A 26,867-nucleotide genomic window follows, 5' to 3' on the forward strand; every position below is an offset into this window, starting at 1 on the left:
GCGAACAGTTTAGTTGTCGGGATCTAGTCCCACGGGTGCGTCCGTTCTACCCCGGCTACTATCAATCTATAAATTGAATAAAAAATAGTCAACCAGATTTCTCTGGCTGACCTTATAATACGAACGGGTGCGTTAGTGGAATAAGATTTCTTAAAATATAAAAGTACCTGCTTAATAAACAGGTACCAATTAACTATCTAAAAGCGTCATTTTGTTAGTATTTTTCCATTTTTAATATCCACCTAAAGAATAGTCTCCTGGTCCAATCAAAGCTAAACCCACCGAGACTACAATTAAAAATAGGTTATACTCGAATCCTCCAGCTGTAACGGAAAAACCTTTTGGACCATGAACTTTAACAATAGCTCCTAACATTACTAAAACAATAAGGAGTGCACCTATAGGAAGAAATATTCCCAGTATAAACAAAATAGCAGCCAATAGCTCAGCAATCCCACTAAACGTTGCTATAATTACCCCTGGCTTTATCCCGATTGATTCAAACCATCCTCCAGTCCCTTTAATGCCATGACCTCCAAACCAGCCGAAAAGTTTTTGACAACCATAAAAAAGAAATATAAATCCAATCATTAGACGTATAAGGAGTAATCCTAAGTCTGCCATTTAATCAACCTCCATAAAATAGAAACTCTAATCTTTGTAATTCCCTAAAAATTTTATTTTATTCAGGAATCATAAAGTGAGATTACTTTATGTGGTCTTATAAAATATTCTTAGTAAGATCTAAGGCTTTAATTATTAGGTAGCTTTCTTTAATAAGGAGTAGAGCTTTTTCTGTTGTTATATTTTTAATTCGGTTTTACGTGGATAGGAAATTCATAAACATTATGTTCTTTAATTAATTTATTTTTCACCGAAGTTGCTATGTCATGTGCGCTTCGTATATCTAAATTTGAATTAACTAGAATGACTAGATCAACTACAACGTTATTACCGTAATTCCTTGCTTTTATACTTTTTACACCTTTTACTCCATTATCCTCCTGATTTATTGATATATAGGATTTTTTAATTCCTAAAAGTGGTTCTTCTTATCCTGCTAATCTGTAAATAAGACTTGCCTTAACGCATATTCAAATGACTATGTAAATATGAATAGAGCAGAAGGGTATTTTAGGGAGGTTATAGAATGAACGGGGATGATACATCTTTGCATGCTGATACTGGTGTTACATCTGGATTGTTTGTTGAGCGCTCTTTAAATGAAATCCGTTTTTGGGCTAGGATCATGAAAGAACATTCTTTATTTCTTCGATTGGGTTTTAGAGCAGAAGATACTCAACTAATTCAAGAGGCTAATCAATTTTATCAATTATTTGAATACATCGAACAAACTGCACATTCCTTTAATAATCAAACAGACCCCGAACAAATAAGAAGATTTAATTCAGAGGTACAACAAGCTGCAACTAATATTTTCTTATTTAAACGGAAAGTATTAGGACTAATTCTCACATGCAAATTGCCGGGGGCAAATAATTTCCCACTATTAGTTGACCATACAAGTAGGGAAGCTAATTATTTTAGAAAACGATTAATTGAATTAAATGAAGGAAAATTACAAGCGCTTCCAGATGCTATTATTAAAGAGAATGTCTTTTTCTTAAGGATTATGGCAGACCATGCTAAATTTATTGGTCATCTCCTTGATCCTTCAGAAAGAAAACTAGTTGATTTAGCACAGAATTTCAGCAATGATTTTGATCAATTGCTGTATCAAGCAAGGGATTTAGAATCTATGAGGCCACAATCTCAAACAGTTCCTCTTTTAGATCAATTCCTTGATCAAAATCGAGTGTCGGTCGCATCCCTTAGGGACTTCAAAAAAACAGCCCGTGATTTAATTGAGCAATGTAAAATAAAGAGCATTATTCATCCCCTATTAGCAGATCATGTTTTCCGAGAAGCTGATAGGTTCCTAGAAATCATTGATATGTTTGATGCGCATCTTACAGGCGGTACCAAATAACAGCAAAAGTTAAAGAATGTGCATGTGGGTCTAATAAAGCATGCTAGTTGTAGTGTGAATAAAAAAGTATCTATCACTCCTAAATTGTAAATGATAACACAATAAAGGCGGTGTGATACTTGGCTGACAGGGGCATTAATTGAAGAATTAAGTAGATATTATGAGTGAGGTCAGATTTTAGTTATTCAATTAAAGGGCGCAATTCTGCAGTAAGAATTGTGCTCTTTCTTCATGTTTAGGACCAGATCGTTGAACAACACCTTTTAAGAAGAATGGATATGTATCTATGTTAATCTTTAGAAGAGCTTGTGAAGAAAGAGTAGTAAGTTTAATAAAAAAAGACAGCTAACTTTTTTATTAGCTGTCTTTTTCTTTTTTGTATTGCTTATGTCAAAGACGAAATGCACTTATTTTATAATCTTTAACAGGCTTTCTAATTTATTTATTTCGTAAGTAGGTTTTAAAGATGTATTATTTTCCTTGTGCTTAGGATTGAACCAACAAGTATCAATGCCATAGTTAATTCCACTTTGAATATCAGAAGTCAACGAATCGCCTACCATTAATACTTTGGATTTATCTGTAATCTGTAGCTTATCAAAAGCATAATCAAAAATTCCTGTTTGTGGTTTTTGGAAACCAGTGGATTCAGAGATAATAATATGTTCAAATGTATCTTTTAACGGGGAATTATTAGTTCTTGACGTTTGTACATCAGTGTAACCGTTCGTAATAATTGCTAAGCGTTTATGCGAGAGCTCGCTAATGACTTTTTCAGCTCCTTGGACGAGGTGCGTTTGTTCTCCAAGAAATCCTAAATAATCTTGATTGAATAAAACTGCGTCAATTTCAAGTTCATGTTCTAAAAATAATCTCCTAAACCTCTCTGAACCTAGTTCAACAAGGCTCATTTTTCCATTTTCTAAATCTCTCCACAACACTTTACTAATTTCTTGGTAACTCTTTTCATATAGCTTTAAGTTATTAAATAAATTATATTTCTCAAAGACTTTATTAAAAGCTTCTTGCTCCGATTTAGTAAAATCAAAAAGTGTGTCATCTATATCAAAAAATATAATATCGTAATTCTTCATTTTATCCCCTACTTTTTTAATTCTGTTAAGAATACTCAAAAATTATCTGCTACCTATAAATCTTCTCACACATAATATTGTTTTTTCAAGAATAGGGAGCTTTCCTGAAACAAGGAACAGCGCTAATTTTCATTTTAGGGCCAGATTATTGAATAACGTGGTTTGTCATTTATGCTAAAATTAGGAAGGGATTGTGATTAAATTAACGAAGCAGAATTGCTGAGCAAGAATGAAGAAATAAAAAATTTAAAGGGGGGAATTAAACATGTTTGGTTTACTTAATCTTGTAAGTCTTGTGCTTGGACTAATTGCTTGGATACTTCCAGTTGTTAATCTCATGCGATCTAAAAAGCATGACCATAAGAATTGGGTAGTTCTTTCCGTTATGAGCATCAGTGCTTGTGCTATTTCGCTATGTTTCCAGATCTTCTATAACTATCATCTCGTAAAGATTGAGGATTGGGGTGCTCTTATGGACACAATGTATGCTGTGGTGTTCGCCGCAACAGTTCTTCTTATCGTTACCATCATATTAAATGCAATTAATCTGATTATATATCGTAATATTACAACAAAGTAGGATGTCAAATTCCAGTTTGTAAAGTTGAAATAATTAATCCATAATGCAAAAAGGATTAATTCCCATTTTTCCTATTATGTATCGAAGATTGTGAAAGTGTGTACTTAAAGTATCGAGTGCGTTTATTTAGAAACGCGTCTTTATTATTTAAAGGGCCATTTAGTGTGATTTTATGGTAATTTGATATAGGGGAATTGAGATGAATAAGTTGGTTTTTTTTTCTTTTCTAATGGTTATTGCAAGCGTTATTTCATTTTTAATTATAAGAGGACCTAATGCGGATTTGACGATGGCTATTATAATTCTAGGGACACTTTCGTTATTAGGTATTGTATTTTCGGTACTATCAAAAAATGGTTATCAGGAATATTGGGTGTATTATTAAATGGAGGAGTCATGGTTTTTGTATTTTTCCTATTGCTAGCCAAGGGAATTGCTGGTTAGGTTCTCCATAGATGTATTCCATTAAAGGGCGCGTTTGTTGAAGAAACAAATGATTATTTTTTGTGGTATATTATGGTGAAGAATTTGATGTTGTAGTAGTAAATGAGGTCATATGTTGTACAAAAAGGATAGATGCAAGTAGGTTTAATCTCTGTTCATCTATCCTTTTCCTTTGCGCCCTATATAATGTGCGACATTATAATAAATAGTTTAATTATAGAGTTTCATAATTATTTTATTGACTTTTAATAAACACACTTGGTTCTGCTCATTTTATATGGGAACTTTTTCATTGATTTGAAGCGATTTTTGCAAGGTTATGATCTCCTGTTGTATGCTTGGAAACCCTTCTATTTCAGGCACCTTTTTTATAAATGGTGCCTGTTGTCGATCAGTAGCATTAGCCATCGTTTCAAAAACATAAAGAAATTGAGCTAGTGTTTCATCCGCAAGAATAGGACGCTTGTCCATTCTCGAACCATTTTCTAGTAAATATCCTAATTGCTCGATGGAGAATATGACTGGCCAATAATATTCCAATGCCTTTTTATTGACTGGAATTTCTCCTGCAGCTGTACTGTATAACGTTTTTAAGGTAATTAAATTTGTTCGCATTTTCATTTGTTCCCTACTTTGTCTAGCATTAAAACCATTTCCTTGGTCTGAGAAAAGGATGAATAAAAATTGCGCCTGGCTCCGGATTGTTTTCGTTATTAAATGGGGGAGGCGACTAGAAGCAGAACGTCTGCCTATCAATAATACTCCAATAAGCCCAATCACGCTTCCGATTAGAATATCAATTAATCTGGCTGAGGCAAAATAGGAAAAGCTAAAGCTGCTTTGACTCGTACTTTCAGCCATCAGTAAAGCATTTGGTGTAAAGAATAGTGCGGCAAGGCCATAATTTTTTACAATAAATAGTTCTGTAATAAATGTTAACAGCAGAATCAATAAAGCGATAACGAATCCAGCAGGGTGAGTTGCAAGAATCAAACTTGCAATTAGAATACCTAGAATTGTTCCGATTCCTCTTTGAATTGCACGATGATAGGTAGCGACAATCGTAGAACCTGACATAACAGCTACACAGGATAACGGTACCCAATAGGATCGGGTAAATCCAAATTGATAAGCTATAAGAGCGGCGATAATGGTGACAACGCCGAACCGTACAGCGGTAATAAAAACAATAGAGTTTTTATCAAAGGCACCGAAAAAAATGGTCTTGAGTGACGGTTTGTACATGCGAATGACTTGATTAATCTTAGATGTCGGCTCATTGAGGGTAGCATCCGCATCAAATATTTTTGTGAATAATCGGGCGACCTTTTCATCCAATTCTTCAGGCTGAAGAATTTTCTTGAAAACCCCTTTCCTCTTATTTTTCTTCTGATCTAGCGAATTGGCAATTTCGCGAACAGTTTCTCCTAATTCTGATGGTATTTTGAAATTATTTTCTGAAAAATTTTCAAGTATGTACAAAAACATCGTATTTGCATGACCATTTAATATATACAATCGATTAAATAGGTCAGTATTTTTCCAAGGAATATACCCTGCTACAAGTGTTTCTTCTGCTTCCTTCAAAACGGACATAACCCGATGTCCCGCCTCATTAAATGTATCTGTACCAACTGAATCGAGAAGTGCTGCCAGTTCTGCATATACTCTTTTTACTACACTTGTTTCCGGCCCATGGGGGTCAAAGAACCACCCTATCATGGCAATCACCAATGATAGGGTTCCGCCTAGAAAAACAAGACCAGCACGTAACGGAGCAAGCTCTGGATTAACGGGCATACCGGTTGTCATAGCAAAAACTAAAACGAAAAAGATGGCAGAGGGGCCGATAATTCTTAAAGCTCCAAAAATAAAAATAGCTGTTGCTCCAATAACTCCCATTAAAATGGCTGTTGCAAATGGGTAAGGAGCAGCCAGAGTTCCTAGTGCAGAGGACAAAGTTATACCAAGTACAACAAAAAATAGCTTTTTAGCTCTTTGTGCATAGGGGATATTAAATACGTATAGATAAGTAAAGCCCCCCATTCCAGCTAACAACCCATATTCTAAATTTCCAAATAATAATCCGATAATAACGGGAAGGGATGCTGCTAATCCTGCACAAAAGGCCTTTACCCATGGGAACGGTTTCCTATTAACGGTTAAGGCTTGTTTTATGAGGGAGGGGGATTTAGTAGAGACAGATTTAGAGGTTTCGCTCATACTAATCGCTCCTTTTTTATTTCGTACAAATAAATTTGTGCCTCAAAATACAAGGGGGCAGTTATGTTTATATTCTCTTTTTAGTTAGAATGCTATTCACCTAATTAACCTGGCTTGCTAATGAGAAAGAGCTAGTTGAATTGGATTAGGTCATTCCTTATAAAATTTTTTATAAGGAATTTTCACTTTCACCAAGTTTTCACCAACCTCTATTAAACTCTAATCATTATCCTATCGTTTTACGGCGGATGTGATTGGCACGAAGTTACCTTGTTGATGGCTTGATTAAGAAAAAATTAAGTTTCTCTTGGTACGGTAGCTGATGCCGATAAGTAATTGGAGGAGGAATCCGAATGAAGAAAAAGAATCATGTCAAATTTGCCCTTGATTTGATTATGGCATTATTATTTGTATTGTTTTTTAATAAGCAAGTACTAGGAGGATTAACGTTCCATGAAATAGCGGGGCTCGGTTTTGCCGCAGCATACTTTACACATATCTTTCTTAACCTTCAATGGGTAAAGAAAGTAACCTTAAAGTTTTTCGATAAGAAATTGCCATGGAAAACACGGGGTAATTACCTATTAAACTTATTATTATTAGTTTTGATGTCTTTCATTATCATCAGCGGAGTGCTCATTTCTAGAGTGGTTTTTCCAAATATTAATGTATCCAATGAAAGATGGTTCCAGATGACCCATATTTCTATTTCGTTTTTAGTATTAGCACTAGTAGGTATTCATGTAGGGTTACATTGGCAATGGGTCGTAAATGTATGGAAAAAAATGTGGAAGTACGAGCCGAAGAAAGTATGGATTGGCTATGCAATGAAAGGTGTAACAGTCCTTATTTTATTGTTTGGTCTATATGAGATGAGTGATACAGGATTTGTTAATCGTCTATCTAGCTCCGGTACCATCTTAGGAATAGGATCACAAGAGATGCCAGAAGGTGGTAAAGGCATGATGGAGGAAAGAGGGGATTTGGCCTTTAAACATTCAGATTCTGATTCCTTCCGGATGAAACCAGGAGAGCAGCCAAGCGATTTTGAAGAAGCTAGCGGCAGTTCAGATTCTTTCCGGCCGACATCGGGAGAACGCTCAACTAATTTTAAAGGAAATATGGGCCGGGAACATGGCGGAGGAGGAAATAGCCTGGATGTTATCGTCACCTATACGGGAATAATGGCTGTGTTTGTCATTCTGACTTATTACTTGAAAAAACTAACAAATCGGATGAAGAAAAATAAAAAGGGGCAAAGTAATCAATCATTGCAGCAAATAATGAATTAATGTCTCTGTGCTGTGTAGCTAACTCTTTAGAAGTTTTTTGTTAGAATAATTTTCTAGGAAAATAATTGAAGTTAAATGTTGAGAACAATATATTTATGGGCTAATCTGAAAAAAATTCATATGGAAACATTTTTAAGGTTGAAAATTAATAAAGAATTCGATAGAATAAAGGCAAATGAAAAGGCTATGTGTGACTGGCGAAACGCGGATAACCGCGAGGGAGCACATAGTGTCGTAGCCGTTCGCCTGGGCAGAGGTAAGGAAAGTGTAGTAGCGTTCCTTACCTCTTTCTGTTTACTAGGAGGGATAGTCAATATAGATTGTAAATTTCTTATTGTAGTAAACAAAAAATTTTCAAAAAATTTAATCGATAGTAAGTCACTTGCTTAAAATTTTGTTAATATTAGATTAGGAATTTGAAAACTATCAAACGCGAAAGAGGAGACGACAGAATGAGCACAGTAATTTTAGATAAAGTGAACACAATTAAAACGTTAAATAATATTGCAGAAGCTGGGTTAAATGTATTCAATACAGACAACTATAAGCTTGATGATAACAATGAAAATCCTGATGCTGTTGTTGTTCGTAGTTTTAACATGCACACAATGGAATTCGGAGATAATTTAAAGGCTATCGCACGAGCTGGAGCTGGTGTTAATAATATTCCGGTTGAAAAATGCACAGAGCAAGGAATCGTTGTATTTAATACTCCAGGTGCAAATGCTAACGCTGTAAAAGAAATCGTATTAACTTCATTAATGGCTTCATCTCGTAACCTTTTTGATGGTGTAACTTGGACAAAAACATTAGCAGGTGAAGGCGAACAAGTTCCGAAGCTTGTAGAAGCAGGAAAGAAACAATTCGTAGGTAAAGAGATTAAAGGGAAAACTTTAGGGGTAATTGGTCTAGGTGCAATCGGTGCACTTGTAGCAAATGACGCTCTTAACTTAGGTATGGATGTAATCGGATTTGATCCATTCATCTCTGTTGATACGGCTTGGAACTTATCTCGCAATGTGCAACGTGCTATGACGATTGAGCAACTGTTTGCTAACTCTGATTATATCACTGTACATGTTCCTTTAACTGATGACACAAGAGGAATGTTTAACGAAGCAACATTTAGCATCATGAAGCCAGGTGTTCATATTTTGAACTTCTCACGCGGTGAGCTTGTGAATGAAGTGGATATGGAAGTGGCACTTGAAAGCGAAAAAGTTGGCAAGTATATTACAGACTTCCCAAATGAGACTGTATTGAAAATGAAAAATACAATTCCAATTCCACATCTTGGTGCTTCTACAGCAGAATCAGAAGAAAACTGTGCGATTATGGCAGCTCGCCAAGTGAAGGAATTTTTAGAAACAGGAAACATTAAAAACTCAGTGAATTTCCCAAATGCTTCTCTTCCTTACACAGGAAAACGACGTGTGGCAGCTTTCCACAAAAACGTTCCAAACATGGTTGGGCAAATCACAGTAGCTCTATCAAGTGATAATTTGAACATTGCTGACATGGTTAACAGAAGCCGTGGAGAATACGCGTACACAATGATTGACATTGACAATGAAGTTAATGGTGATATCATTCCTAGCCTACAAGAAAAAATTGGCCAAATTGAAGGTATCGTTACAGTTCGAGTGATTTAATATACGAGAAACTATAAATGAATGAGTAAGTAACAAACAGTCCCCCTGTCCGAAAGTACAGGGGGATTGTTTGTTATTGCTATTAGGAGTTCAAAGAGAAGGTTAAAAAAACTTCTTACTCGATTTTTAATGGCTTAGTCACGTAGCTTTAAGAATTTTAGAAAACTGTGATAAGGGCACTTTGACAACGATGTATCATCATCTCTTAAAAAGTATTGTTTCCACTCATAGTTATCTTCTTGACCATAGCTGTTTAGATGAGGATGAATGGTAGTGGAGTCATAATTTTTTAATCTATTTCGTATCTTCTTTTTTATCCGTTCAGCATAGGAATGAGATTTATTAAATTCCTGCAATACCCACCTAGGTGTAATAGCGAGCATCATGAAATCAAACTGCCTGCTTTTTCGATTCTCATGAGCAGGGGTTGCACAATACATAAAATAGGGTTCTCCGTGATAACAAAACTCCCAAATAGGATTATGTGGATCGGTTGGTATAGCCTTTGGCCAATCTATAAGGTCAATTTCACTTAACCCGCTTAGTTGTTGCCAAAATATCTGTTCATATTGTTCAACTTGGTACGTTTCCTTCATATCCTGTGGTGTCTCATAAAATACAATGAGGGAAGTATAACTGCCCAATTGTCTTGAAGCTTGGGTGAAATCATTTAGTAGTTCAGCGAGCTCATATAATGTTGTGTTTTTCCTAGGATCTCCTATAAAACCATAACGTAGTTGGTTTAAAGAAAAACCTATTGTAGCTGGTATACAAGGAAATGGTTTCTGTTTATCGGTCATTTTTATTTCGAACAGTTCCAAGGCTGTTCTTTTCCAGTGATTAAGTTGGTTTCTAAGAGTGGGAGTATCCATGTATAAAACGTTGATAAGAATCACCTCGCAATCACTTCTACAATGTATTCAAAGTAGGAATAATTGGGAGGGTGTCCTAGTGGAATTGGGCATTTAATCACTGTCGATAATAATTATGAGGATACTTCGTGTGTGCAGGTTTTATGCAACTTTCGAAGATGTACAAGCTATGAGGATGAGTGTGGAAGTCCTGAACTATTCACCACTTAAATTTCTAATGAAAATATGAAGAGGGAGTCTTCTCGCTTAAAAAGATAAAATTCATCCCGAAAAGTCGCCATTTCCTTCAATTTTCGTGTATAGTTATCTGAGTAATTATGTATGGAAAAGAGCTGAATGGATTGCAATCTTCAAAATTATGGACGAAAGATTTTGTATTATTTATTGGTTCCAACTTCTTTGTTGGCCTAGCGTTTTATACGCTGATGACCACGGTGACAGTTTATACAATTCAACAATTTAATGCTTCTCAAAGTCAAGGTGGTCTTGCTTCAAGTATTTTTATTATCGGGGCACTACTCGCGCGCTTAGTTGCCGGTAAATTGGTTGAAAAAGTGGGCCGTAAAAAGATGATGTATAGTAGCTTATTGCTATTCTGCCTCACATTGCTTTTATATTTCTTGGTTAATAATTTGGCATTATTATTTGCCGTTCGTTTTATTCATGGTGTCGGCTTCGGCTTTGCTAATACTGCAATGACAACGACCGTAATGGATGCCATTCCAACTGGCCGTCGTGGAGAAGGAACAGGCTATTATTCGCTGAGTACAACAGCCTCAACCGCAATCGGTCCATTTGTCGGGATTTATTTAATGAATCATGCGGATTTTACTGCGATTTTATACTGCTGTACGTTTTGTGCTGCGGCGGCGATGGGCTTTGCCTTGCTTGCGAAGGTGAAGGAAGCAGATTTAACACCGGAAGAACGTAAAAATATTAAAATTGGCTTTAAAGTTTCAGATTTTCTTGAGAAGAAGGCTATTCCGATTGCCGTTATTACCGTATTTATGGGTATTGCCTATTCAAGTATTATGTCGTTCATTAACTTATACGCGTATGAAATTGAATTAGTTGATGCGGCAACTTATTTCTTTTTAATTTATGCGATTTTCTTATTCGTAACACGTCCGGTGGCAGGGAAGTTACTTGATCAAAAAGGCGATAATTTCATTATGTATCCATGTATTTTATTATTCTCTGTCAGCTTGTTTGTAGTGAGCTATGCACATAGTAGTTTCGTATTATTACTTGCAAGTGCTTTGCTTGCATGTGGCTTTGGTACGTATATGTCTAGCGCTCAAGCTATTGCAGCGAAAGTTGCTCCGCCGAAAAACATTGGGCTTGCGATTTCAACCTTTTATATCGGACTCGATTTTGGAATTGGTATCGGTCCGTTTTTACTAGGCTTCGTTATTCCTTTAGTAGGGTTCCGTACGCTATACGCATTATTAGGGATTCTTATTCTAATTTTACTTGGTGCCTACTTTATGCTCCATGGAAGTAAAGTGAAACAATTATATAGTAACTAAATAAAAAGAGGTGAATCATAAAGTGATTCACCTCTTCAGTGTGTAGAGAAATTTTATATTCTTAAATGAATGATAATAGTTAATTGTGTTTTTAGTAGCAAGCACCATCAATTTCTAGATGGTGCTTTTTGCTTAGTGTTTGTTATCTTAGAGGTTTAGTTTGAAGTTTTTGTATTTTTAATGTAATTTTTTATTACATGTAATTACTGTGAGTAAGTGTATGATAAATAATTTAGATATGTATGTCGTAATTTCAGGGTTTATTGGCGATATTTTTGGGAAAATATAGATATATAAACGATTACAACTTTAAGAATATTAAAGTTGTAACTATTTATGTAATAAATAGTTACATTAGTTGTTAAAAAATAAGTTATAATTATTAAGACGAAATTAATAGAAAAGGAGAGGGAAGGTTAAGTGAGGTTAACAATAAGTAAAAAATTGATTATCGGGTTTCTTTCTGTTTCTCTTTTCTCCGGAGGAACAATAGGAGTTATTTTCTATTACATAAATAAGGCGGATAGTTCTTATGCGAAAATAGAGAATCAACAGATCACGATTTTAAATAATGTAAAATCTATACAAGTATTATCTTATCAGCAGACCAATAGCTTACGAGGGTATCTTCTAACAGGGAATTCTGAGTTTAAGGAAAATCTACAGAATGAAAATAACGAAATGACTCATTTAATTGATGAAACTCATAAACTGACCATCGAGTCTGAAAGTGAAGCAGACATTATCAAGTTAGGTGAACTTAATCAAGAATTTCAAACGAGATATGAAGAGCTATTAAGCGTATTTGAAGAAGATGTTGATCAAGAACAGGCTTCTGACTACTTTGTTAATAAACTGTATCCAATTGGGAATGGGCTATCTTTGCTAACAACGTCACTTGCTGAACGCCAACAGATAATGATGGATGTAGCTAGGGAGGACTATTCTAAAAAAGAAAGGCAAATGAAACAACTGCTAATCGTATTCAGTGTACTTGCTGTGCTGTTAAATATGATTATCGGACTCATAATTTCTAGAAATCTAACAAAAAACCTTTCTAAAATTACAAATGTGATTAAAAAGATGACAGAAAATTCCAGCAATGAAATAGAGATACCTAAGATTGAAGTTAATTCCCGAGACGAAGTTGAAGATATAGCAACGGCATTTAATAAAATGACGTATTCGATAAAGGAAAAAAGCTGGTTGGAAACAAGTATTGTCGAAATGGCTACGATGTATCAAGGAATTCATGATCTTAAAACGTTAGGTCAACGGTTTATGAATAAAATTACCTCCATGATTGATGCAAACTATGGTGTTTTTTATGTTAAACAAGGAACGAGAGAAGAGAGATTTCATAGCATTGCATCCTATGCATTTAATGGGCAAAACAGCGGTCAATCTAATTTTGGATATGGAGAGGGGATTGTAGGACAAGCAGCGCTTGAAAAGCGAACGATTTATTTAACAGATCTCCCGGAAGACTATATTAAAATCACTTCTGGTGTTGGATCAGCATCACCGGTGAATCTTATGGTGATACCGGTTGAATATGAAGGAGAGGTTATAGTTGTTATCGAACTAGCAAAGTTTCAAGAATTCACGCCGATTCAACAAACATTGATAAACCAAGTAGCTAACCAAATTGGAGTTACAGTAAAGAGTGTTAGTGGACGAATGCAGATTGAAAATCTTTTGAAAGAATCCAAAGATTTAACAGAAGAGTTACAAAGTCAGTCTGAAGAGTTGCAGCTACACCATAATGAACTAGTTTGTATGAACGAAAAGCTTGAGGAACAGGCCGAACAATTAGAGCTTACTTCGAATTATAAGTCAGAATTTCTTGCTAATATGTCTCATGAGTTACGTTCGCCGCTGAATAGCTTGCTCGTTCTTGCCAATCTGCTTGCTGAAAATACAGAAGGAAATCTTACAGAGCAACAAGTGGTTTTTGCTGATACGATTTATAAATCAGGGAACGATTTGTTACAGCTTATAAATGAAGTATTAGATTTATCGAAAATAGAATCAGGAAAAATAGACATCATTCCTGGTGAAGTCTTATTAAAAAATATATGTTTATTTGCTGAACGTCAATTTTCACCACTCGCTAAGCAAAAAGGACTTCATTTATCTATTCAGTTGGATGAAAATCTTCCGGAAACAATACGGACTGACCAGTATCGATTACAACAAATTATAAGAAATTTGCTGTCAAATGCTATTAAATTTACAGCAGAAGGTGTGGTTGCGCTACATATTCATCAAGTACATTTTGAAAATATGAATACAGCAATAGCCTTTTCGATAAAAGATACCGGTATTGGGATACCAAAGGAGAAACAAAAATTAATATTTCAAGCCTTTCAGCAAGGGGATGGAACGACTAGTCGAAAGTATGGAGGGACTGGGTTAGGCCTCTCTATTAGTCAAGATCTTGCTAGTTTGTTAGGCGGTGATATAAAAGTAGAGAGTGATTTAGGGAAGGGGAGTATTTTTACATTATATTTACCGATATATGAAACGAGTAATATAAAAGAAGCGGCAGCTGCTATTGAGGTTATAGGTGGAAACGAACAGGAGACTGTAGCTTTAGATCAGGAAGACACTCTATTTATAGGAAAGAAAATCCTTGTTATTGATGATGATATGAGAAATATATTTGCCATTACCTCTGCACTAGAAAATAAGCAAATGGAAATAGTCTTTGCTCAGAATGGGAAGGATGGAATGAGTATCTTAAAGGAGAATTCGGGTGTGGATTTAATTCTTATGGATATTATGATGCCTGAAATGGATGGGTATGAAACGATATATGCAATTCGAGAAATGCCGGAGTACAAGAAGCTGCCGATTATTGCATTGACGGCAAAAGCTATGGCACATGATAAAGAAAAATGTATAGAAGCGGGTGCATCTGATTACATAAGCAAACCTGTTTATATAGATCAGCTTTTATCCTTAATGCGGGTATGGCTATATAAATAGTAGAATTCGTTTTACATACCACTTTGATAGAAAAGTCAGTTTTTAGACTTAATAGACAATGCACAGGGGGAGCCGTTTTAAATGAAAAACTATATCGACATATGGAGGAAAGATGAAAAGAAAGTAAATATATTATTAGTAGATGACCGTCCTGAAAATTTATTGGCACTTGAGAGTATACTTACCTCATCAGACTATCATTTAATTAGTGTCAATTCAGGAGAAGAGGCATTGAAGCGTGTGTTAATAGAAGATATTGCTGTTATTTTGCTTGATGTACAAATGCCGGGGTTAGATGGGTTTGAGACAGCGAAATTGATAAAATCTCGTGAAAAATCAAAACACATTCCGCTTATCTTTCTAACTGCTATTAGTCAGGCTATAGAGTATGTTAAAGAGGGCTATCATGCAGGAGCGATTGATTATATATTTAAACCATTTCACCCAGAAACATTGAAGATGAAAGTGGAAGCTTTTGTGAAAATCTATCAATATCAAGAACAGATAAAATTTCAAAATGAAGCGTTGAAAGTGATTAATGAAACATTGCTAGATACTCTTGTTACATTTGATAAAGCAGGACGGATTGTAACAATTAACCCTGCTATTACAAAGATGTTTGGGTATACAGACGAAGAATTGAGTGGAGAGCTGATTGATTTGCTTGTTCCTAGTATAACTAGTTATTATTCAGACCCCTATAAACTAGGTAGGATTATTGAAACGTTTGCTGTCTGTAAGAATACAACTGTTTTTCCAGCTGACATTCAACTTGGTGAGGCGAAAATTGGAGGGCAGCATGTTTATATTTGTTCGATTCGGGATGTTACGGAACGACATCTACTGGAGGGAGAGAGATTTCGCAAAATATTTGAGTCAACCTCTTGTCTTGTTTCATTGCAAGCGGTAAACGACTGGCATTATATTAATGTAAATAAAACCTGGCTGACAAGTTTTGGTTATAATCACTATGATAAGGTTGTTAATCGATCGGATCTCTCTATAAAATACATCGTTCAATCAAATGATAACGGTGAAACTGTTGTAGAAACAAAGGATTTGATTCATCCTGTTCAAAGCAGCAGAATTAAGTATTTCAATCAATTAGGGGAATTGCGAGATGGGTTACTGTCTACTGAATTTATGGACATTCATGGAGAGGAATGCGTTTTATCTGTTATTACAGATATAACAGATAGAATGTCCGTTGAAAAAGAGATGGCAAGGCTAGATGGATTAAATCTCATCGGTGAAATGGCTTCAGGAATTGTTCATGAGGTGCGTAATCCGATGACAACCATTCGTGGATTTTTACAAATTTCTAAGGATGTACCATCTCCTGAATTTATTGATATTATGCTTGAAGAGCTAGATCGTGCCCATAACATTATTAGTGAATTTTTATCCATATCAAAAACGAATAACACAAAACGAATTTCGAAAGATTTGAATGTCATTATCGAAAACTTATTTCCCCTTATCCAGGCAAAAGCTATGTATTCTAATCATCAAGTTTGTCTGGATTTAAACGATTGTTTTGAGTTGAAAATTAATGAAAGGGAAATTCGGCAATTGATTTTAAATCTTTCTCTAAATGGGCTTGATGCAATGTCTTCTGGAGGGACACTAACAATAAAAACATATCAGCAAGATAATGAAGTAATTTTAGCGGTACAAGATGAAGGAAAGGGAATTAAGCAAGAAATCATTGATAAAATTGATAAACCTTTCTTCAGTACAAAGGAAAATGGCACGGGATTAGGGTTATCCATTTGTCAAAAAATAGTGTCTAAGCATGATGCTATCATGGATATAAAAACAAGTAGTGAAGGTACAATATTTTTTGTTCATTTTCCTATTTAGCTCAAAAAGCCTCATTTCTCAATGTTAATGCTGAGAAATAGAGGCTTTTTCTTTAATCGGCAATTTAGTTGGATTTTAAAAATTATTTTTCTAATCCACCTTTTCTCACCACTACTTCATTTTCAAGCATATCCCACATGCCTTCATCTTCCATTCCTAATCTCCAAAGTGCTAAGCCTCTTATTCCAAGACGGTCTGCAAGTTCGGCCTTCGCTTTTATACTTGCTCGATTTTCAAACCATACCTCGTGATTGACCCCTTGTTCATCTGTATAGGCAAACATTGGGGTTTTCGTCTCTTCATCAAATATGATTTCTTTATTGTATTGTTTAGCTAGAGTCATTGCTCGATCAAATGATGCATAAGCAGCACGGCCTGTTTGGAGATTAAAATCAAAACCAAATACTGAAACAGCAGCAACGATTTTTTCTTTAGGCATTACTGTAATAGCGTAACGTAGCACTTTCTCCATCCGGCCAATTGATACGACTGGACCTGGTCCACTTCCTGGCCAACCGTGCTCATTATAAAGCATAATGACAAATTGATCAGTTGGTACATGTAGTTTAGGATAATCAAATGGTTTTGCAAAAACACTTGGATCCTCTGGTCCTGTTTTAGATGGTACAGCAGTCGAGAAGAAATATCCTTTTGCATCAAACACACGCCCGATTACTCGATATAACTGAGTTAAACGATCTCGATCTTCTTCCAATACATCCTCAATATCAATATCAACACCGTCTAATCCATATCTTTCGACTAATCTAACTAAATTTTGAGCAAATGCAATCATATTTTGTTCAGAGGAAACCAATTGGTGAATAACCTGCTTTGCCAGTTCTACGCCCTCTGCATATAAAAGGTTATGAACAGTTGCTAACATTTTTACATTATGACGATGACCGATTCGTACAAGATTCCGTACTTCTTCATCAGTGAAATTTCCAAACTTATCAATCGTTGTTGGATTGTCTTTGCTAATTCTAAATAAGAATAATCCATTTTGTGAAATATTGTTTGTGTTTGTCACGAATGATTGATAAGAACTAGGTAATGTGGGCCCTTCTGATAATGTATAATATCCTAAAATTTGAATAATAGGATCAGATCCATCATATGCTCTTAAGGTAGAAACAGTCTTAGAGATCCAACCTGGATTACCATTGAATAATACAACTTTATACCAATTTCCTTGAACACCAATAAGAGGTAACCTTGCACCGCGATCCATTTGGGCAATCACTCTAAAATTAGAACCTGGCCGTTGTCGAACGTTCGCACTATCTATATTGACAATTACTTCCGAGTATTCCGGAATCTTAATTCTTTGACCGACAGTTAGATTCATACCTTCTAAACGATTTAAGACAAGGATGCTCTCGACGGTTGTATTATATCTACGAGCAATCTCATATAAGGAATCACCTGACTTAACGACATATTCAGTTTGTCTCTCATCTATTTCAGATACTTTTAATCTTTGATTAATGTAAATTATATTCGTATCTAGGTTATTCAAGGTTTTTATTTTGCCAACAGTCGTTTCAAAACGTTGTGCAATTGAAGAGAGAGAATCTCCTTCTTGGACAACGTAATAATCCGCATCAATTTCTTCAGGAATAACAAAATGTTGTCCAACATAAATCATATTGGAGCGTAATTGGTTTATTCGTTGCAATTCCTCAATCGAAACACCAAATTTCGTTGCAATTGTGTACAAGCTGTCGCCTGGTTGAACAATATAAATATTCCTTTCAGCAGTAACTGGCACTACCAATTGTTGACCAATATAAATAATATTAGAAGTTAGCTGATTTTCATATTTAATACGTTCAGCATTTGTTTCAAATTTTTGAGAAATCGTATCTAACGAATCCCCAGGCTGTACAATATAATTAATCTGCCGATAATACATGCATATATCATCTCCCTCACCAACGCATCTATATTTATATATGCGCTGGCCCGGAATTATTGACAGTTATTTTTAGGAACAATCATTATATGCTGGGTTATGCATATGTAGTCCTAATCAATTGAAAAGACTCTTGTATATGGCAAAGGTCAATCTAATTATCCATTCTTTATTATCTCTTGAACAGTCACATCGATGCTTTTGTTGCATCTGTGATATGGTGGACACAACCATATTTAATTTAAGAAGTTGCTCAAGGAAGAGAGTAGCTTCTTTTTGCATGTTCAGGGGGAGGCGGGGATTTTACCCTTTCCGTAGATGTAAATTGAAAAAGGAGTCGATTGTATGCCAGCTGAAATTTTAGATTTTTCATTGATATACTTCTTTTTGTGATTTTGAAGTTTAAATCGGTTGTGACTTTTACTATATAAGTAGTGTTAGTTAACTATAAAAACGCAAATGATTAAAATCATTGAAGAGTTTAGTTTTCTTTTTCAATGGGGAGTGAGGACACAAATCGTTTATCACTATTTTTTATCAACGAACTATGAAACTAAACATAAATTAGAGAGTGAGACTATATACTTACATTGGCCCCAAAATTGATAATGGGAAATTAGGAGGAATGGCATGAAAAGGTTTGTTTCAGTGCTCTTGATTATCACGTTTTTATTAGTATCAGGAATTGCTTCAGCGCATGGTGTACACCAAGAACAAGTAGAAAAAAAGCTTTTGGTACAAGTTAATGGTGTAGAAGTTAAATCAGACTTAAATCATGTGTATAAATCTAAGGCCTATGTCTCTGTTCGTGCATTTGCAGACTTGTTTGAGAAATCATTCAAATTAGCCTCAAATAAAAAGTCAGTTACTTTTAACAATAAAAAAATTAGCAAAATTAGATTGGTAAAAGGTGAACCGACTGCATTGATTAATGACCTAGGTGCTGCAGTTGGTGGGCAAAAGATTAGCTGGGATACGAAAAAACAAGAGGCTTACGTTTTAGTCCTGCCAAAAGGTACTATTCAGTTAGACCCTCATGTAGTACCAGCTATGGGAGAACATTGGGCAAATCCTAAGGATATGCCGAATGGTCCTATTTATGGCGTATATAAGGGGAAACTTATTTTTCTAGAGTATATGATTGCACAAGATGACTTCATTAATGGTAAAAATCATACTAATCTTGGAGGTATGAAAGGATTACCTTCTCCATCTGTTGTTCAGACTGATATTGAATTCCAACCTCATGGTCACCCGGGATTTGACGTAGCACATTTTGATATACATTCTTACTTTATCTCTGATGAGGAGCAACACAAAATTGGCACTACTTTTTTTGAATTGAAGGATGATAAAGGAAAGAAAATTGGATTCGCCGCATTTGGTCAACTAGGCGATCAGATTATGCTTAAAGTGAGTGCTTCGGGTCTTACTCCTGGTAAGCATGGCTTACACATTCATGAAAATGCAATTGTTAACAATGATTTTCAAACAGCAGGTGGTCACTTTAATCCTTTAGGTAAGAAGCACGGTGAACATAACCCTGATGGAACCCATCTTGGTGATCTGCCTAACTTAGTAGTAGATGAAAATGGGAAAGTGGATCAAATGATAATCCTTAATGGCTTATCCCTTGAAAAAGGAAAGAGCAATAGTGTATTAGGTAAATCACTAATTATTCATGCCAAGGAAGATGATAGTGTAACGGATCCTTCTGGTAATTCTGGAGATAGGGTTGCCGGTGGAAATATACCGAAATAAAAGATGAGAAGAAGTTGTCCTCGTAGCTATCAATTTAAGATTTAAAACCTAAAAGCTTTGCAATCTGAAAAAGAAGAAGTACATCTGAAATGCTTGCTTAATTTTTTGCATGGTTTATAACCAATAGTCGGGCTTAAATTAAGTTGTGCAGATTTTTTGCAAGTTATGAGGATGGGTGTGCATATGATAAAAAAGCCAAAACCCATGATATATAAGGGTTTTGGTCTTTGAAAAAGTATGGAGCATAGGGGGCTCGAACCTCTGACCTCTACGCTGCTAGCGTAGCGCAATACGTTCAGTCTCCGATAAGTCAATCGGAAAGTCAACGAAAAGTGAGTCAGGTCAATGCTTCACACGCTTCCTATATTCCGTTCAATTACGATGTTAGTCCCTACTATACGTTATAGGAGCGCTTAGATACAAGTAATATCTGCGTTACGCTACCAAATTTTACGTAGTCGCTGCGGGTGACTTTACGGTAGTTTAGTATGTCCGCATATTAACGTCTCTTTTATTGGCGGCGAGTGGAGTGTCTGATTCGAGCCCTGCGAAAAAGTAGCCCTTAATCGGACTATCGTTCCAAATGCGAGATAGTCGATAGAGAAGTTAGGTTAATAAATTCTCCCTTTGATAACCTAGAACTTTTCGCACTGTTTACTTTATTGGAGTAGGTGAAAAGATATAAAGTTGTTGATATACTAAAATGGAATTTAGTAGAATGGGAGGGTTTATTATGAACAAATTTTTGGCAGGGCTCGTACTATGTCTTGCGATATTTTTCGGTGTATCGCATAGTGATAATGCACAAGCAGCAACGTATACGCTAAAAGTAAAATCAACAGCAAGTGTATTAAATATACGCGAAAAACCATCAACAAAATCAAAAGTCGTAGGTAAATTAAAGAAAAATCAAACTGTGGCTATGCGTTACGTTGACTATGGTAAAGGTTTTTATGAAGTGATATATAAGGGCAAAAAAGCCTATGTCTCAATGGATTATGCAGTGGAAGTAAAACCGAATGAACGCTGGATAGGTAGCTATTTTAACCAAGGTTATTCAGGAACTGGTGCAAGTACAGAATTATATGTGTACAAAAAAACATCCAACTATATTTACTTTGTATCAAGAACAGGCTATCGTTACGATCCGACAGGTGGTGATTTGGCTGGTTACCAAATGCCTTGGAAATATAGTAATTATTATGGAAAAGCAAAATTAATATCTAGCACAAATGCGTCTTTCAGCAGTAAAAGCTGTAAAGCTACATTAAAATCAGTCGGTAAAACAATTCGTGTTTACGAAAAATCCAAAATAGGTAGTTGTGATTTCACAGGGTTTGGTATGTATAATGGTTATTATGCCTATCAAAAGTAGCGAATTCAAACGACATTTTCTATTATAAAATGCCAACTCAGGATTTATTAGTGTAATTAAGCTAACTGTTAGCTTAATTACACTAATTCACAATCTTACTTTTTTAGATAAAAACTATTACTAAAAGTTTTATATTGTATAAATATTTTAAATATGTAAAAAAGCTTACTCAAAGAGTAAGCTTAACCTCTATAAACACTATCACATGTTGCAGGTTTTGGTTCATAAAAACAATGGTCTTTAAATTGACCAGTATGAGGTTGATCATACCATGTTGGAGGGCATGGAGCATGTGGATTAAAATACCAAAGAGCATATCTAGCCGGATGCTGTCTCCAGTGCTTCAAATTCTGTTCTGCTAATCTTCTTTCAATACCTCTCGCTCTTTGATAAAATACATTCCCTTTTTGAACAGCTTCAAAAGAATAATTTCCTCCTTGTACTTGATAAATGACTTGTGGAACTGTTCTTAAACCTTTAAAGTCTAAACAATTAGCTACAAGACGATTCACAATTACATTTCCAACATATAACATTCCTAGTTGTCCTTCACCTTCGGCTTCTGCTCTCATCATCCTTGCCATTAAGTCAACGTCTGAACTTCGATAGCTTGCTCTTGCCATTTTTTCCACCCCAAAAATATTGTATGAAAAATAGCCTACAGTCATGTCATTATTTATGTAATATAAATGCTTAGTTATAATAACTTACAGCTTTTAAGTAAGATGTAGAGAAATTACAGTTGAGCAGAAGGAGCAATTATTCGAAAAGGAGGAAAGAAACATTTTTGGTATTTTACACAGATTAGTAAAGTTAAAAGACCACGGACGTGCCAATAATAATAGAGGGAACAAGCAACAACGGTAATGCATCTGTCGAATCATTGGAGTTGTACTATAAATTGGCCAGTAAGCTAGTTGATCGTCGTGAAGTTGTATCAGATGCAGAAGTTAACAAAGCGTACGAGAATCTCTGAAGACGAGCTGTAACGAGGATTGGACGAACTAAACGATATGTTGAACTAGGTTAAGTGTTACCAAGTGATGACTGCGGCTTTTATCATTGGGGTTGACGTGTTATTATTAAATGTCAGGAGCAAAGCATACACAATCTGTTAGGATGTTGTATAGTTCATCACGCTTAGTTTATAACTAAGTAAAATGGATAAAATTAACCCATGACAAGTAACTCAACTGAAGGTAAGAATAATGGGGTGATGGTATCAGTAAAGCTAAAGGTAAAGGCGGAACAGGTAGAGGGACAGGCAAGAAGGGCTGGAATCGTTGGCAAGCTAGTTCGAACAGAGCGAAAAGTGCTAAACCTTATATAAGCAAAGGCACTAAAAAACCAGATAAAGAGGATTGAAAGTCAGCATTCATAATGTTGGCTTTTTTATTTTGCTGTAGGAGGAAACTGTGCGATAGCGAATTTTACAAACACACACGCACACACTGAGTCGCCATCCAACGGGCGGCTTTTTATTTACCTGAATTTAACGAAAGGGTGAAGGAAAATGAACGAAAACCAAACGTTATCGCACGCAAGGGCAGTACGAATACTAGCGTTTGGAGTTGCTTGTTTAAAGGTGCCAGGCCCGAATATAAGCAAGAAACAGGCGCCTAAATCATTGGCGAAGGTTGGCTGTAGCTGACTTTCTGAAATCGCATTTTGTTAAGGTTATAAATATATGTATATATCATAGAAGGAGAGAACAACATGATTAATACATACGGAGAGTTAATAGAATTATTGAATACACAGGGAGAGAGTATAAAAACTCTTGCGACAAGACTTCCATTTGGAGAAAAAAACTTAGAGTGTTATTAAGAGATGCAGAGTATAGCTTTGATAAATCAACAAGTAATTGGCGATATACAGGAGAAGGCCAAGCGTCGGACGATGAGTTATTATTGGGAAAACCTCACGAAGAAGAAACCGAGATTTCAACTTCCGCGCAACCTACTAAAGAACAAGTTGCTCTTGCGGTATTCACATCGGAGCAAGTAACGTTAAGGTCTGATACGTTCTCGAATGCGGAAAGGTTTTCGTATGTAGTTGCTTCGACATTTTATAGGGCTCCTTTTAAGGAGTGCAAAGGCCGCGATTAGGCACATTCAAAAAAACGTATTGATGTTACGTTTTTTTCGTGATATACTAAAGACCTCAAATTTTCTGCATTAAATTGCGGCGGAGCGTTTGACTATGTGGAGTAGTCTTACGCTCTTTTTTGTGTTTCTATCGTGTAATTTTGCGTGGTTTGTTGAGTTTATTACGGTCATTCAATAACTAGGTCGTGAAATCTCGGCACACGTCGATGTTTAATTTCCGCACGTCCTCGCTTTGTAGAAACTCCCCTAATAAATTGAAAACGTGCTGGTATAGCCAAATGGTGCCATCCGCCAGGCCTTTCACTTTCTTTGCGCTCTTTACCTTTTCCGCAAGTAGTTCCAACGAGTACGGTTTCTTTTTACTGTTAACTGTCAGCGTGTTCTTCACACGTTTTCCGCGTCTATTTTCCGAATGCAAAACAAAAAACACCTCCAGTCTCCGATAAAGTCACCGTAAAAGTGATTGGAAAAAGGAAGCGTTTCGCTGTCCGATATAGGAGCGTTACGTCACCGGTAAGTCACCAGCTTAGAAACGTTGACGTAATGCGTGTATGGAGCATAGGGGGCTCGAACCCCTGACCTCTACGCTGCCAGCGTAGCGCTCTCCCAGCTGAGCTAATGCCCCGAATAGGATACACTAATTATTTTAACTGAATTAATAGAAAAGTCAATAAAAAAGGAAAAATCCGTTAGAATTCCATATTCTAACGGATTTTTGAACTGAATTTTTGGCGTTGTTGATAGAACGTTATTGATTTTTAAATATTTTCAATTTCTACTTTTGAGACTTCCTGAATACTAGAAATTGTGTAATACACATCAGATGTTTTTCTTTTTTGATCGACAAGTATTCTTATGGTAAGTGAGTGAATGTTTGTTTCGACATCTTTAATTCGAATGTTTTTCACATGAATATTTTCGTCTCTGATTTTTTGTAACACTTTTGAGATGTCTTCTTTTTCTTCTATTATAAGTTTAAGAAGAATTTCTTTTTGGCGAAGTGATATAGGACCAATCCAAGTAATGATAGGAGGAATAAGCTCTACACTAATAATTAAGAGAATGACTCCTGCGATTGCTTCGATAAAAAATCCAGCTCCTACAGCAATTCCAATTCCAGCAGCTCCCCAAATAATGGCGGCTGTTGTTAATCCAGAGATACTATTATCACGACGTAGAATAACGCCAGCACCGATAAAGCCAATTCCAGAAACAATTTGAGCCGCTAGTCGAAGTGGATCCATTGTCACATTTAGCTCGTCGCTTCCAGGAAATTTGAAAGCTGACTCAATTGATACAATCGTAAGCATACAGCTGACAATAGAAATGACTAAGCTTGTTTTTAAGCCAACTGGTTTACGTTTAATTTCTCGTTCTAATCCAATAATCATTCCTAAAAAAGCAGAAATACCTAGCTTTAATAGAATAAATAATTCCTCGTGTAAATTAAATGACCATTCCAACAATACCATCCCCATCCACAATAAAAACATCTATAATTTTAACTATTATAACCTCAAAAAAGGGAATTGCGGTACAATGAATCTGTTAGTTTTAAGTTAAAAGAGAGGGAACTTCATGAAAGCTGCATTTATCAATCCTTATTTTGCTTTAGTAGTAGGTGTGATTACAGTTTCGTTTTCAGCAATTTTAGTGAAATTGGCATCCGCTCCGTCGGGGATTATTGCCTTTTATCGCCTGTTGTTTACGGTATTGCTATTACTACCATTTTTTCTTATTAAGCATGTTCATGAAATGAAGTTGATGATAAGGAAGGATTTCTTTCTTACGATGGCTGCGGGCATTTTTTTAGCCTTTCATTTTATTTTGTGGTTTGAGTCATTGAATTATACGACGGTTGCTAGCTCTACAGTTCTTGTCACGCTTCAGCCTATATTTGCTTTTGCCGGTGCTTTTTTCTTTTTTAAAGAACGCTTCTCCGTAAAAGTACTAATAAGTGGTGCGATAGCTATTATAGGGAGTGTCATTATTAGCTGGGGGGATTTTCGTATAAGTGGTTGGGCGCTTTTTGGGGATCTACTTGCCCTCATTGCCTGTGCTTTAGCAACAAGCTATCTACTAGTAGGTCAAGATGTTCGTAAGAGGATTTCATCTACTACATATACGTTTATCGTTTATTTATTTAGTACAATCGTTTTGTTCATTTATGTTATAGTAGCTCAGCAGCCATTGAGAGGGTACCCTGTTTCTGATTGGATGTACTTTATTCTTCTGGCAATTTTCCCTACATTATTAGGGCATTCTTTATTTAATTGGGCAATAAAATGGTTGAGTACGACGACGATTTCTATGGCGATTCTTTTAGAACCGGTCGGGGCAACCATCCTAGCGTACTTTCTTTTTGGAGAAAAAGTTATTTGGACACAACTGTTAGGCGGCGCGGTTATCTGTTATGGACTCATAATGTTTTTATATGAAGAGAGGAAGCAGTATAAAAAGGTTGAAAAGCGATAAAGCATCATATGCTTATCGCTTTTCTTTATTTAATAGGAATAAAATAAAGCAGCCATTTTTGTAAAAAAAAGAGCAAATAGCAAGCTCATAATCAAAGTGCTTCCATTCACTTTCTCGTTTTGATTACTAATTTTAATGCCTTCTATAAAGGCGATACTAAATAAATAGAGTGCCATTAAATAAGATAGGACTAGTCCTATTTCGGATGCATTCATTGCGTCACCTCTATAAAACCCTTTTATGTTTATATTATTCATGACTAGTCATAATATGATAAAGGAAGAAATGTGAAACAATGAGAGAAGGAAAATCTACTTTTAAAAAACTTTTAAAAAAAGTATTGCAAACAATTTTTGTCCATGATATATTATTACTTGTCGCTGAGACAACAAGTTAAATGATCACTTCAATGGAAAAAACTTTTCTAAAAAAAGAGGTTGACACATTAAAGTTGATTTGGTAAGATAATAAAGTCGCTGAAAAACGACAAACATTGCTCTTTGAAAACTGAACAAAACAAAGCGCCAACGTTAATTTTTAAAGTGAGCACACACTATAAAAAAAGTGCAAAGAGCTTAGTCAAATTCTATCGGAGAGTTTGATCCTGGCTCAGGACGAACGCTGGCGGCGTGCCTAATACATGCAAGTCGAGCGAATCAATGGGAGCTTGCTCCCTGAGATTAGCGGCGGACGGGTGAGT

The 26,867-nt window shown here is 35.7% G+C and carries 22 protein-coding genes, 1 tRNA gene, 1 rRNA gene, 1 pseudogene and 1 riboswitch; of the genes and pseudogenes, 15 read left to right on the forward strand and 10 right to left on the reverse strand.

From position 1 onward, the window contains the following. Nucleotides 1-231 precede the first annotated feature (231 nt). A complete protein-coding gene (locus ACE199_RS22060; protein WP_127761779.1) occupies nt 232-624 on the reverse strand; it encodes a DoxX family protein in 393 nt (130 codons plus the stop codon). A gap of 185 nt (nt 625-809) precedes the next feature. Further along, nucleotides 810-1,034, reverse strand: a complete 225-nt coding sequence (locus ACE199_RS22065; protein ID WP_375351688.1) for a cation transporter dimerization domain-containing protein — start codon at nt 1,032-1,034, stop codon at nt 810-812. A 116-nt stretch (nt 1,035-1,150) separates the two neighbouring features. Between ACE199_RS22065 and ACE199_RS22070 the strand changes: the two genes are divergently transcribed. Further along, nucleotides 1,151-1,990: a DUF2935 domain-containing protein gene (locus tag ACE199_RS22070; RefSeq protein ID WP_375351670.1), complete on the forward strand. Its 840-nt coding sequence runs from the start codon at nt 1,151-1,153 to the stop codon at nt 1,988-1,990. Between the two features lie 407 nt (nt 1,991-2,397). On the opposite strand, the gene ACE199_RS22075 is transcribed toward ACE199_RS22070, so the two are convergent. After that, nucleotides 2,398-3,084 (reverse strand): YjjG family noncanonical pyrimidine nucleotidase, encoded by a 687-nt coding sequence (locus ACE199_RS22075; protein ID WP_375351672.1) that lies wholly within the window; start codon nt 3,082-3,084, stop codon nt 2,398-2,400. A gap of 265 nt (nt 3,085-3,349) precedes the next feature. Between ACE199_RS22075 and ACE199_RS22080 the strand changes: the two genes are divergently transcribed. Continuing rightward, the gene (locus ACE199_RS22080) at nt 3,350-3,664 is read left to right on the forward strand and encodes a hypothetical protein (RefSeq protein WP_375351673.1); all 315 of its coding nucleotides are present in this window, start codon (nt 3,350-3,352) and stop codon (nt 3,662-3,664) included. A gap of 199 nt (nt 3,665-3,863) precedes the next feature. After that, nucleotides 3,864-4,108: pseudogene (locus ACE199_RS22085) on the forward strand (hypothetical protein). A 273-nt stretch (nt 4,109-4,381) separates the two neighbouring features. Here the strand turns inward: ACE199_RS22085 and ACE199_RS22090 are convergent. Further along, nucleotides 4,382-6,331: an FUSC family protein gene (locus ACE199_RS22090; protein WP_375351674.1), complete on the reverse strand. Its 1,950-nt coding sequence runs from the start codon at nt 6,329-6,331 to the stop codon at nt 4,382-4,384. Between the two features lie 353 nt (nt 6,332-6,684). On the opposite strand from ACE199_RS22090, the gene ACE199_RS22095 reads away from it, so the two are divergent. Together ACE199_RS22095 and ACE199_RS22100 are read left to right on the forward strand one after the other, a co-directional pair. Further along, nucleotides 6,685-7,623, forward strand: a complete 939-nt coding sequence (locus ACE199_RS22095; RefSeq protein ID WP_375351675.1) for a DUF4405 domain-containing protein — start codon at nt 6,685-6,687, stop codon at nt 7,621-7,623. A 180-nt stretch (nt 7,624-7,803) separates the two neighbouring features. Then, a riboswitch (ZMP/ZTP riboswitch) is annotated at nt 7,804-7,882 on the forward strand. Between the two features lie 193 nt (nt 7,883-8,075). Further along, on the forward strand, nt 8,076-9,275 hold the full coding sequence (locus ACE199_RS22100) for a phosphoglycerate dehydrogenase (protein WP_375351676.1): 1,200 nt from the start codon (nt 8,076-8,078) through the stop codon (nt 9,273-9,275). A gap of 134 nt (nt 9,276-9,409) precedes the next feature. Here the strand turns inward: ACE199_RS22100 and ACE199_RS22105 are convergent, their stop codons facing one another. Continuing rightward, nucleotides 9,410-10,147, reverse strand: coding sequence for a YqcI/YcgG family protein (locus ACE199_RS22105; RefSeq protein WP_375351689.1), 738 nt, complete (start codon nt 10,145-10,147; stop codon nt 9,410-9,412). A 341-nt stretch (nt 10,148-10,488) separates the two neighbouring features. Here ACE199_RS22105 and ACE199_RS22110 point away from each other — a divergent pair, with 341 nt between their 5' ends. The 3 genes from ACE199_RS22110 to ACE199_RS22120 all read left to right on the forward strand — a co-directional run bounded on the left by ACE199_RS22110 (nt 10,489) and on the right by ACE199_RS22120 (nt 16,530). Then, nucleotides 10,489-11,676 (forward strand): MFS transporter, encoded by a 1,188-nt coding sequence (locus tag ACE199_RS22110; protein WP_375351677.1) that lies wholly within the window; start codon nt 10,489-10,491, stop codon nt 11,674-11,676. 420 nt (nt 11,677-12,096) lie between these two features. Then, entirely contained in the window at nt 12,097-14,667 is a 2,571-nt protein-coding gene (locus ACE199_RS22115) for an ATP-binding protein (RefSeq protein ID WP_375351678.1), read from the forward strand. An 81-nt stretch (nt 14,668-14,748) separates the two neighbouring features. Beyond that, nucleotides 14,749-16,530 (forward strand): response regulator, encoded by a 1,782-nt coding sequence (locus ACE199_RS22120; protein ID WP_375351679.1) that lies wholly within the window; start codon nt 14,749-14,751, stop codon nt 16,528-16,530. Between the two features lie 82 nt (nt 16,531-16,612). Here ACE199_RS22120 and ACE199_RS22125 read toward each other — a convergent pair whose 3' ends face one another. Then, nucleotides 16,613-18,448, reverse strand: a complete 1,836-nt coding sequence (locus tag ACE199_RS22125) for a LysM peptidoglycan-binding domain-containing protein (protein ID WP_375351681.1) — start codon at nt 18,446-18,448, stop codon at nt 16,613-16,615. 630 nt (nt 18,449-19,078) lie between these two features. Here ACE199_RS22125 and ACE199_RS22130 point away from each other — a divergent pair. After that, a complete protein-coding gene (locus ACE199_RS22130; RefSeq protein WP_375351682.1) occupies nt 19,079-20,209 on the forward strand; it encodes a superoxide dismutase family protein in 1,131 nt (376 codons plus the stop codon). Nucleotides 20,210-20,942: 733 nt separating this feature from the next. Beyond that, nucleotides 20,943-21,584: an SH3 domain-containing protein gene (locus ACE199_RS22135; protein ID WP_375351683.1), complete on the forward strand. Its 642-nt coding sequence runs from the start codon at nt 20,943-20,945 to the stop codon at nt 21,582-21,584. Nucleotides 21,585-21,766: 182 nt separating this feature from the next. Here ACE199_RS22135 and ACE199_RS22140 read toward each other — a convergent pair whose 3' ends face one another. Beyond that, nucleotides 21,767-22,207, reverse strand: coding sequence for a cell wall hydrolase (locus ACE199_RS22140; RefSeq protein ID WP_375351684.1), 441 nt, complete (start codon nt 22,205-22,207; stop codon nt 21,767-21,769). 598 nt (nt 22,208-22,805) lie between these two features. Here ACE199_RS22140 and ACE199_RS22145 point away from each other — a divergent pair. The 3 genes from ACE199_RS22145 (at nt 22,806) to ACE199_RS22155 (ending at nt 23,692) form a co-directional block, all read left to right on the forward strand. Next, nucleotides 22,806-22,949, forward strand: coding sequence for a DUF3934 family protein (locus tag ACE199_RS22145; RefSeq protein ID WP_252291713.1), 144 nt, complete (start codon nt 22,806-22,808; stop codon nt 22,947-22,949). Between the two features lie 148 nt (nt 22,950-23,097). Continuing rightward, entirely contained in the window at nt 23,098-23,235 is a 138-nt protein-coding gene (locus tag ACE199_RS22150) for a hypothetical protein (RefSeq protein ID WP_375351685.1), read from the forward strand. A 166-nt stretch (nt 23,236-23,401) separates the two neighbouring features. Next, nucleotides 23,402-23,692 carry a hypothetical protein gene (locus tag ACE199_RS22155; RefSeq protein ID WP_375351686.1) on the forward strand — a complete coding sequence of 97 codons (291 nt, stop codon included), beginning with the start codon at nt 23,402-23,404 and terminating at the stop codon, nt 23,690-23,692. Nucleotides 23,693-24,244: 552 nt separating this feature from the next. Here ACE199_RS22155 and ACE199_RS22160 read toward each other — a convergent pair. Both ACE199_RS22160 and ACE199_RS22165 read right to left on the reverse strand, forming a co-directional pair. Continuing rightward, nucleotides 24,245-24,317, reverse strand: a tRNA-Ala gene (locus tag ACE199_RS22160). A gap of 133 nt (nt 24,318-24,450) precedes the next feature. Beyond that, nucleotides 24,451-25,155 carry an MgtC/SapB family protein gene (locus ACE199_RS22165; RefSeq protein ID WP_257467449.1) on the reverse strand — a complete coding sequence of 235 codons (705 nt, stop codon included), beginning with the start codon at nt 25,153-25,155 and terminating at the stop codon, nt 24,451-24,453. A gap of 115 nt (nt 25,156-25,270) precedes the next feature. On the opposite strand from ACE199_RS22165, the gene ACE199_RS22170 reads away from it, so the two are divergent. Next, a complete protein-coding gene (locus ACE199_RS22170) occupies nt 25,271-26,167 on the forward strand; it encodes a DMT family transporter (RefSeq protein WP_375351687.1) in 897 nt (298 codons plus the stop codon). A gap of 29 nt (nt 26,168-26,196) precedes the next feature. On the opposite strand, the gene ACE199_RS22175 is transcribed toward ACE199_RS22170, so the two are convergent. Further along, on the reverse strand, nt 26,197-26,382 hold the full coding sequence (locus tag ACE199_RS22175; RefSeq protein WP_127761737.1) for a hypothetical protein: 186 nt from the start codon (nt 26,380-26,382) through the stop codon (nt 26,197-26,199). 371 nt (nt 26,383-26,753) lie between these two features. Between ACE199_RS22175 and ACE199_RS22180 the strand changes: the two genes are divergently transcribed. Then, nucleotides 26,754-26,867, forward strand: a 16S ribosomal RNA gene (locus ACE199_RS22180); the annotation flags it as partial.

The sequence above is a fragment of the Peribacillus sp. Hz7 genome, from assembly GCF_042136355.1.
Lineage (GTDB): Bacteria > Bacillota > Bacilli > Bacillales > DSM-1321 > Peribacillus > Peribacillus asahii_A.

Excerpts from the sequence above, each read along its gene's own strand:
- ACE199_RS22060 (WP_127761779.1), bottom strand. The coding sequence starts at position 624 with ATGGCAGACTTAGGATTACTCCTTATACGTCTAATGATTGGATTTATA.
- ACE199_RS22070 (WP_375351670.1), top strand. The coding sequence starts at position 1,151 with ATGAACGGGGATGATACATCTTTGCATGCTGATACTGGTGTTACATCT.
- ACE199_RS22075 (WP_375351672.1), bottom strand. The coding sequence starts at position 3,084 with ATGAAGAATTACGATATTATATTTTTTGATATAGATGACACACTTTTT.
- ACE199_RS22080 (WP_375351673.1), top strand. The coding sequence starts at position 3,350 with ATGTTTGGTTTACTTAATCTTGTAAGTCTTGTGCTTGGACTAATTGCT.
- ACE199_RS22090 (WP_375351674.1), bottom strand. The coding sequence starts at position 6,331 with ATGAGCGAAACCTCTAAATCTGTCTCTACTAAATCCCCCTCCCTCATA.
- ACE199_RS22095 (WP_375351675.1), top strand. The coding sequence starts at position 6,685 with ATGAAGAAAAAGAATCATGTCAAATTTGCCCTTGATTTGATTATGGCA.
- ACE199_RS22100 (WP_375351676.1), top strand. The coding sequence starts at position 8,076 with ATGAGCACAGTAATTTTAGATAAAGTGAACACAATTAAAACGTTAAAT.
- ACE199_RS22105 (WP_375351689.1), bottom strand. The coding sequence starts at position 10,147 with ATGGATACTCCCACTCTTAGAAACCAACTTAATCACTGGAAAAGAACA.
- ACE199_RS22120 (WP_375351679.1), top strand. The coding sequence starts at position 14,749 with ATGAAAAACTATATCGACATATGGAGGAAAGATGAAAAGAAAGTAAAT.
- ACE199_RS22125 (WP_375351681.1), bottom strand. The coding sequence starts at position 18,448 with ATGTATTATCGGCAGATTAATTATATTGTACAGCCTGGGGATTCGTTA.
- ACE199_RS22130 (WP_375351682.1), top strand. The coding sequence starts at position 19,079 with ATGAAAAGGTTTGTTTCAGTGCTCTTGATTATCACGTTTTTATTAGTA.
- ACE199_RS22135 (WP_375351683.1), top strand. The coding sequence starts at position 20,943 with ATGAACAAATTTTTGGCAGGGCTCGTACTATGTCTTGCGATATTTTTC.
- ACE199_RS22140 (WP_375351684.1), bottom strand. The coding sequence starts at position 22,207 with ATGGCAAGAGCAAGCTATCGAAGTTCAGACGTTGACTTAATGGCAAGG.
- ACE199_RS22150 (WP_375351685.1), top strand. The coding sequence starts at position 23,098 with ATGAACGAAAACCAAACGTTATCGCACGCAAGGGCAGTACGAATACTA.
- ACE199_RS22170 (WP_375351687.1), top strand. The coding sequence starts at position 25,271 with ATGAAAGCTGCATTTATCAATCCTTATTTTGCTTTAGTAGTAGGTGTG.
- ACE199_RS22175 (WP_127761737.1), bottom strand. The coding sequence starts at position 26,382 with ATGAATGCATCCGAAATAGGACTAGTCCTATCTTATTTAATGGCACTC.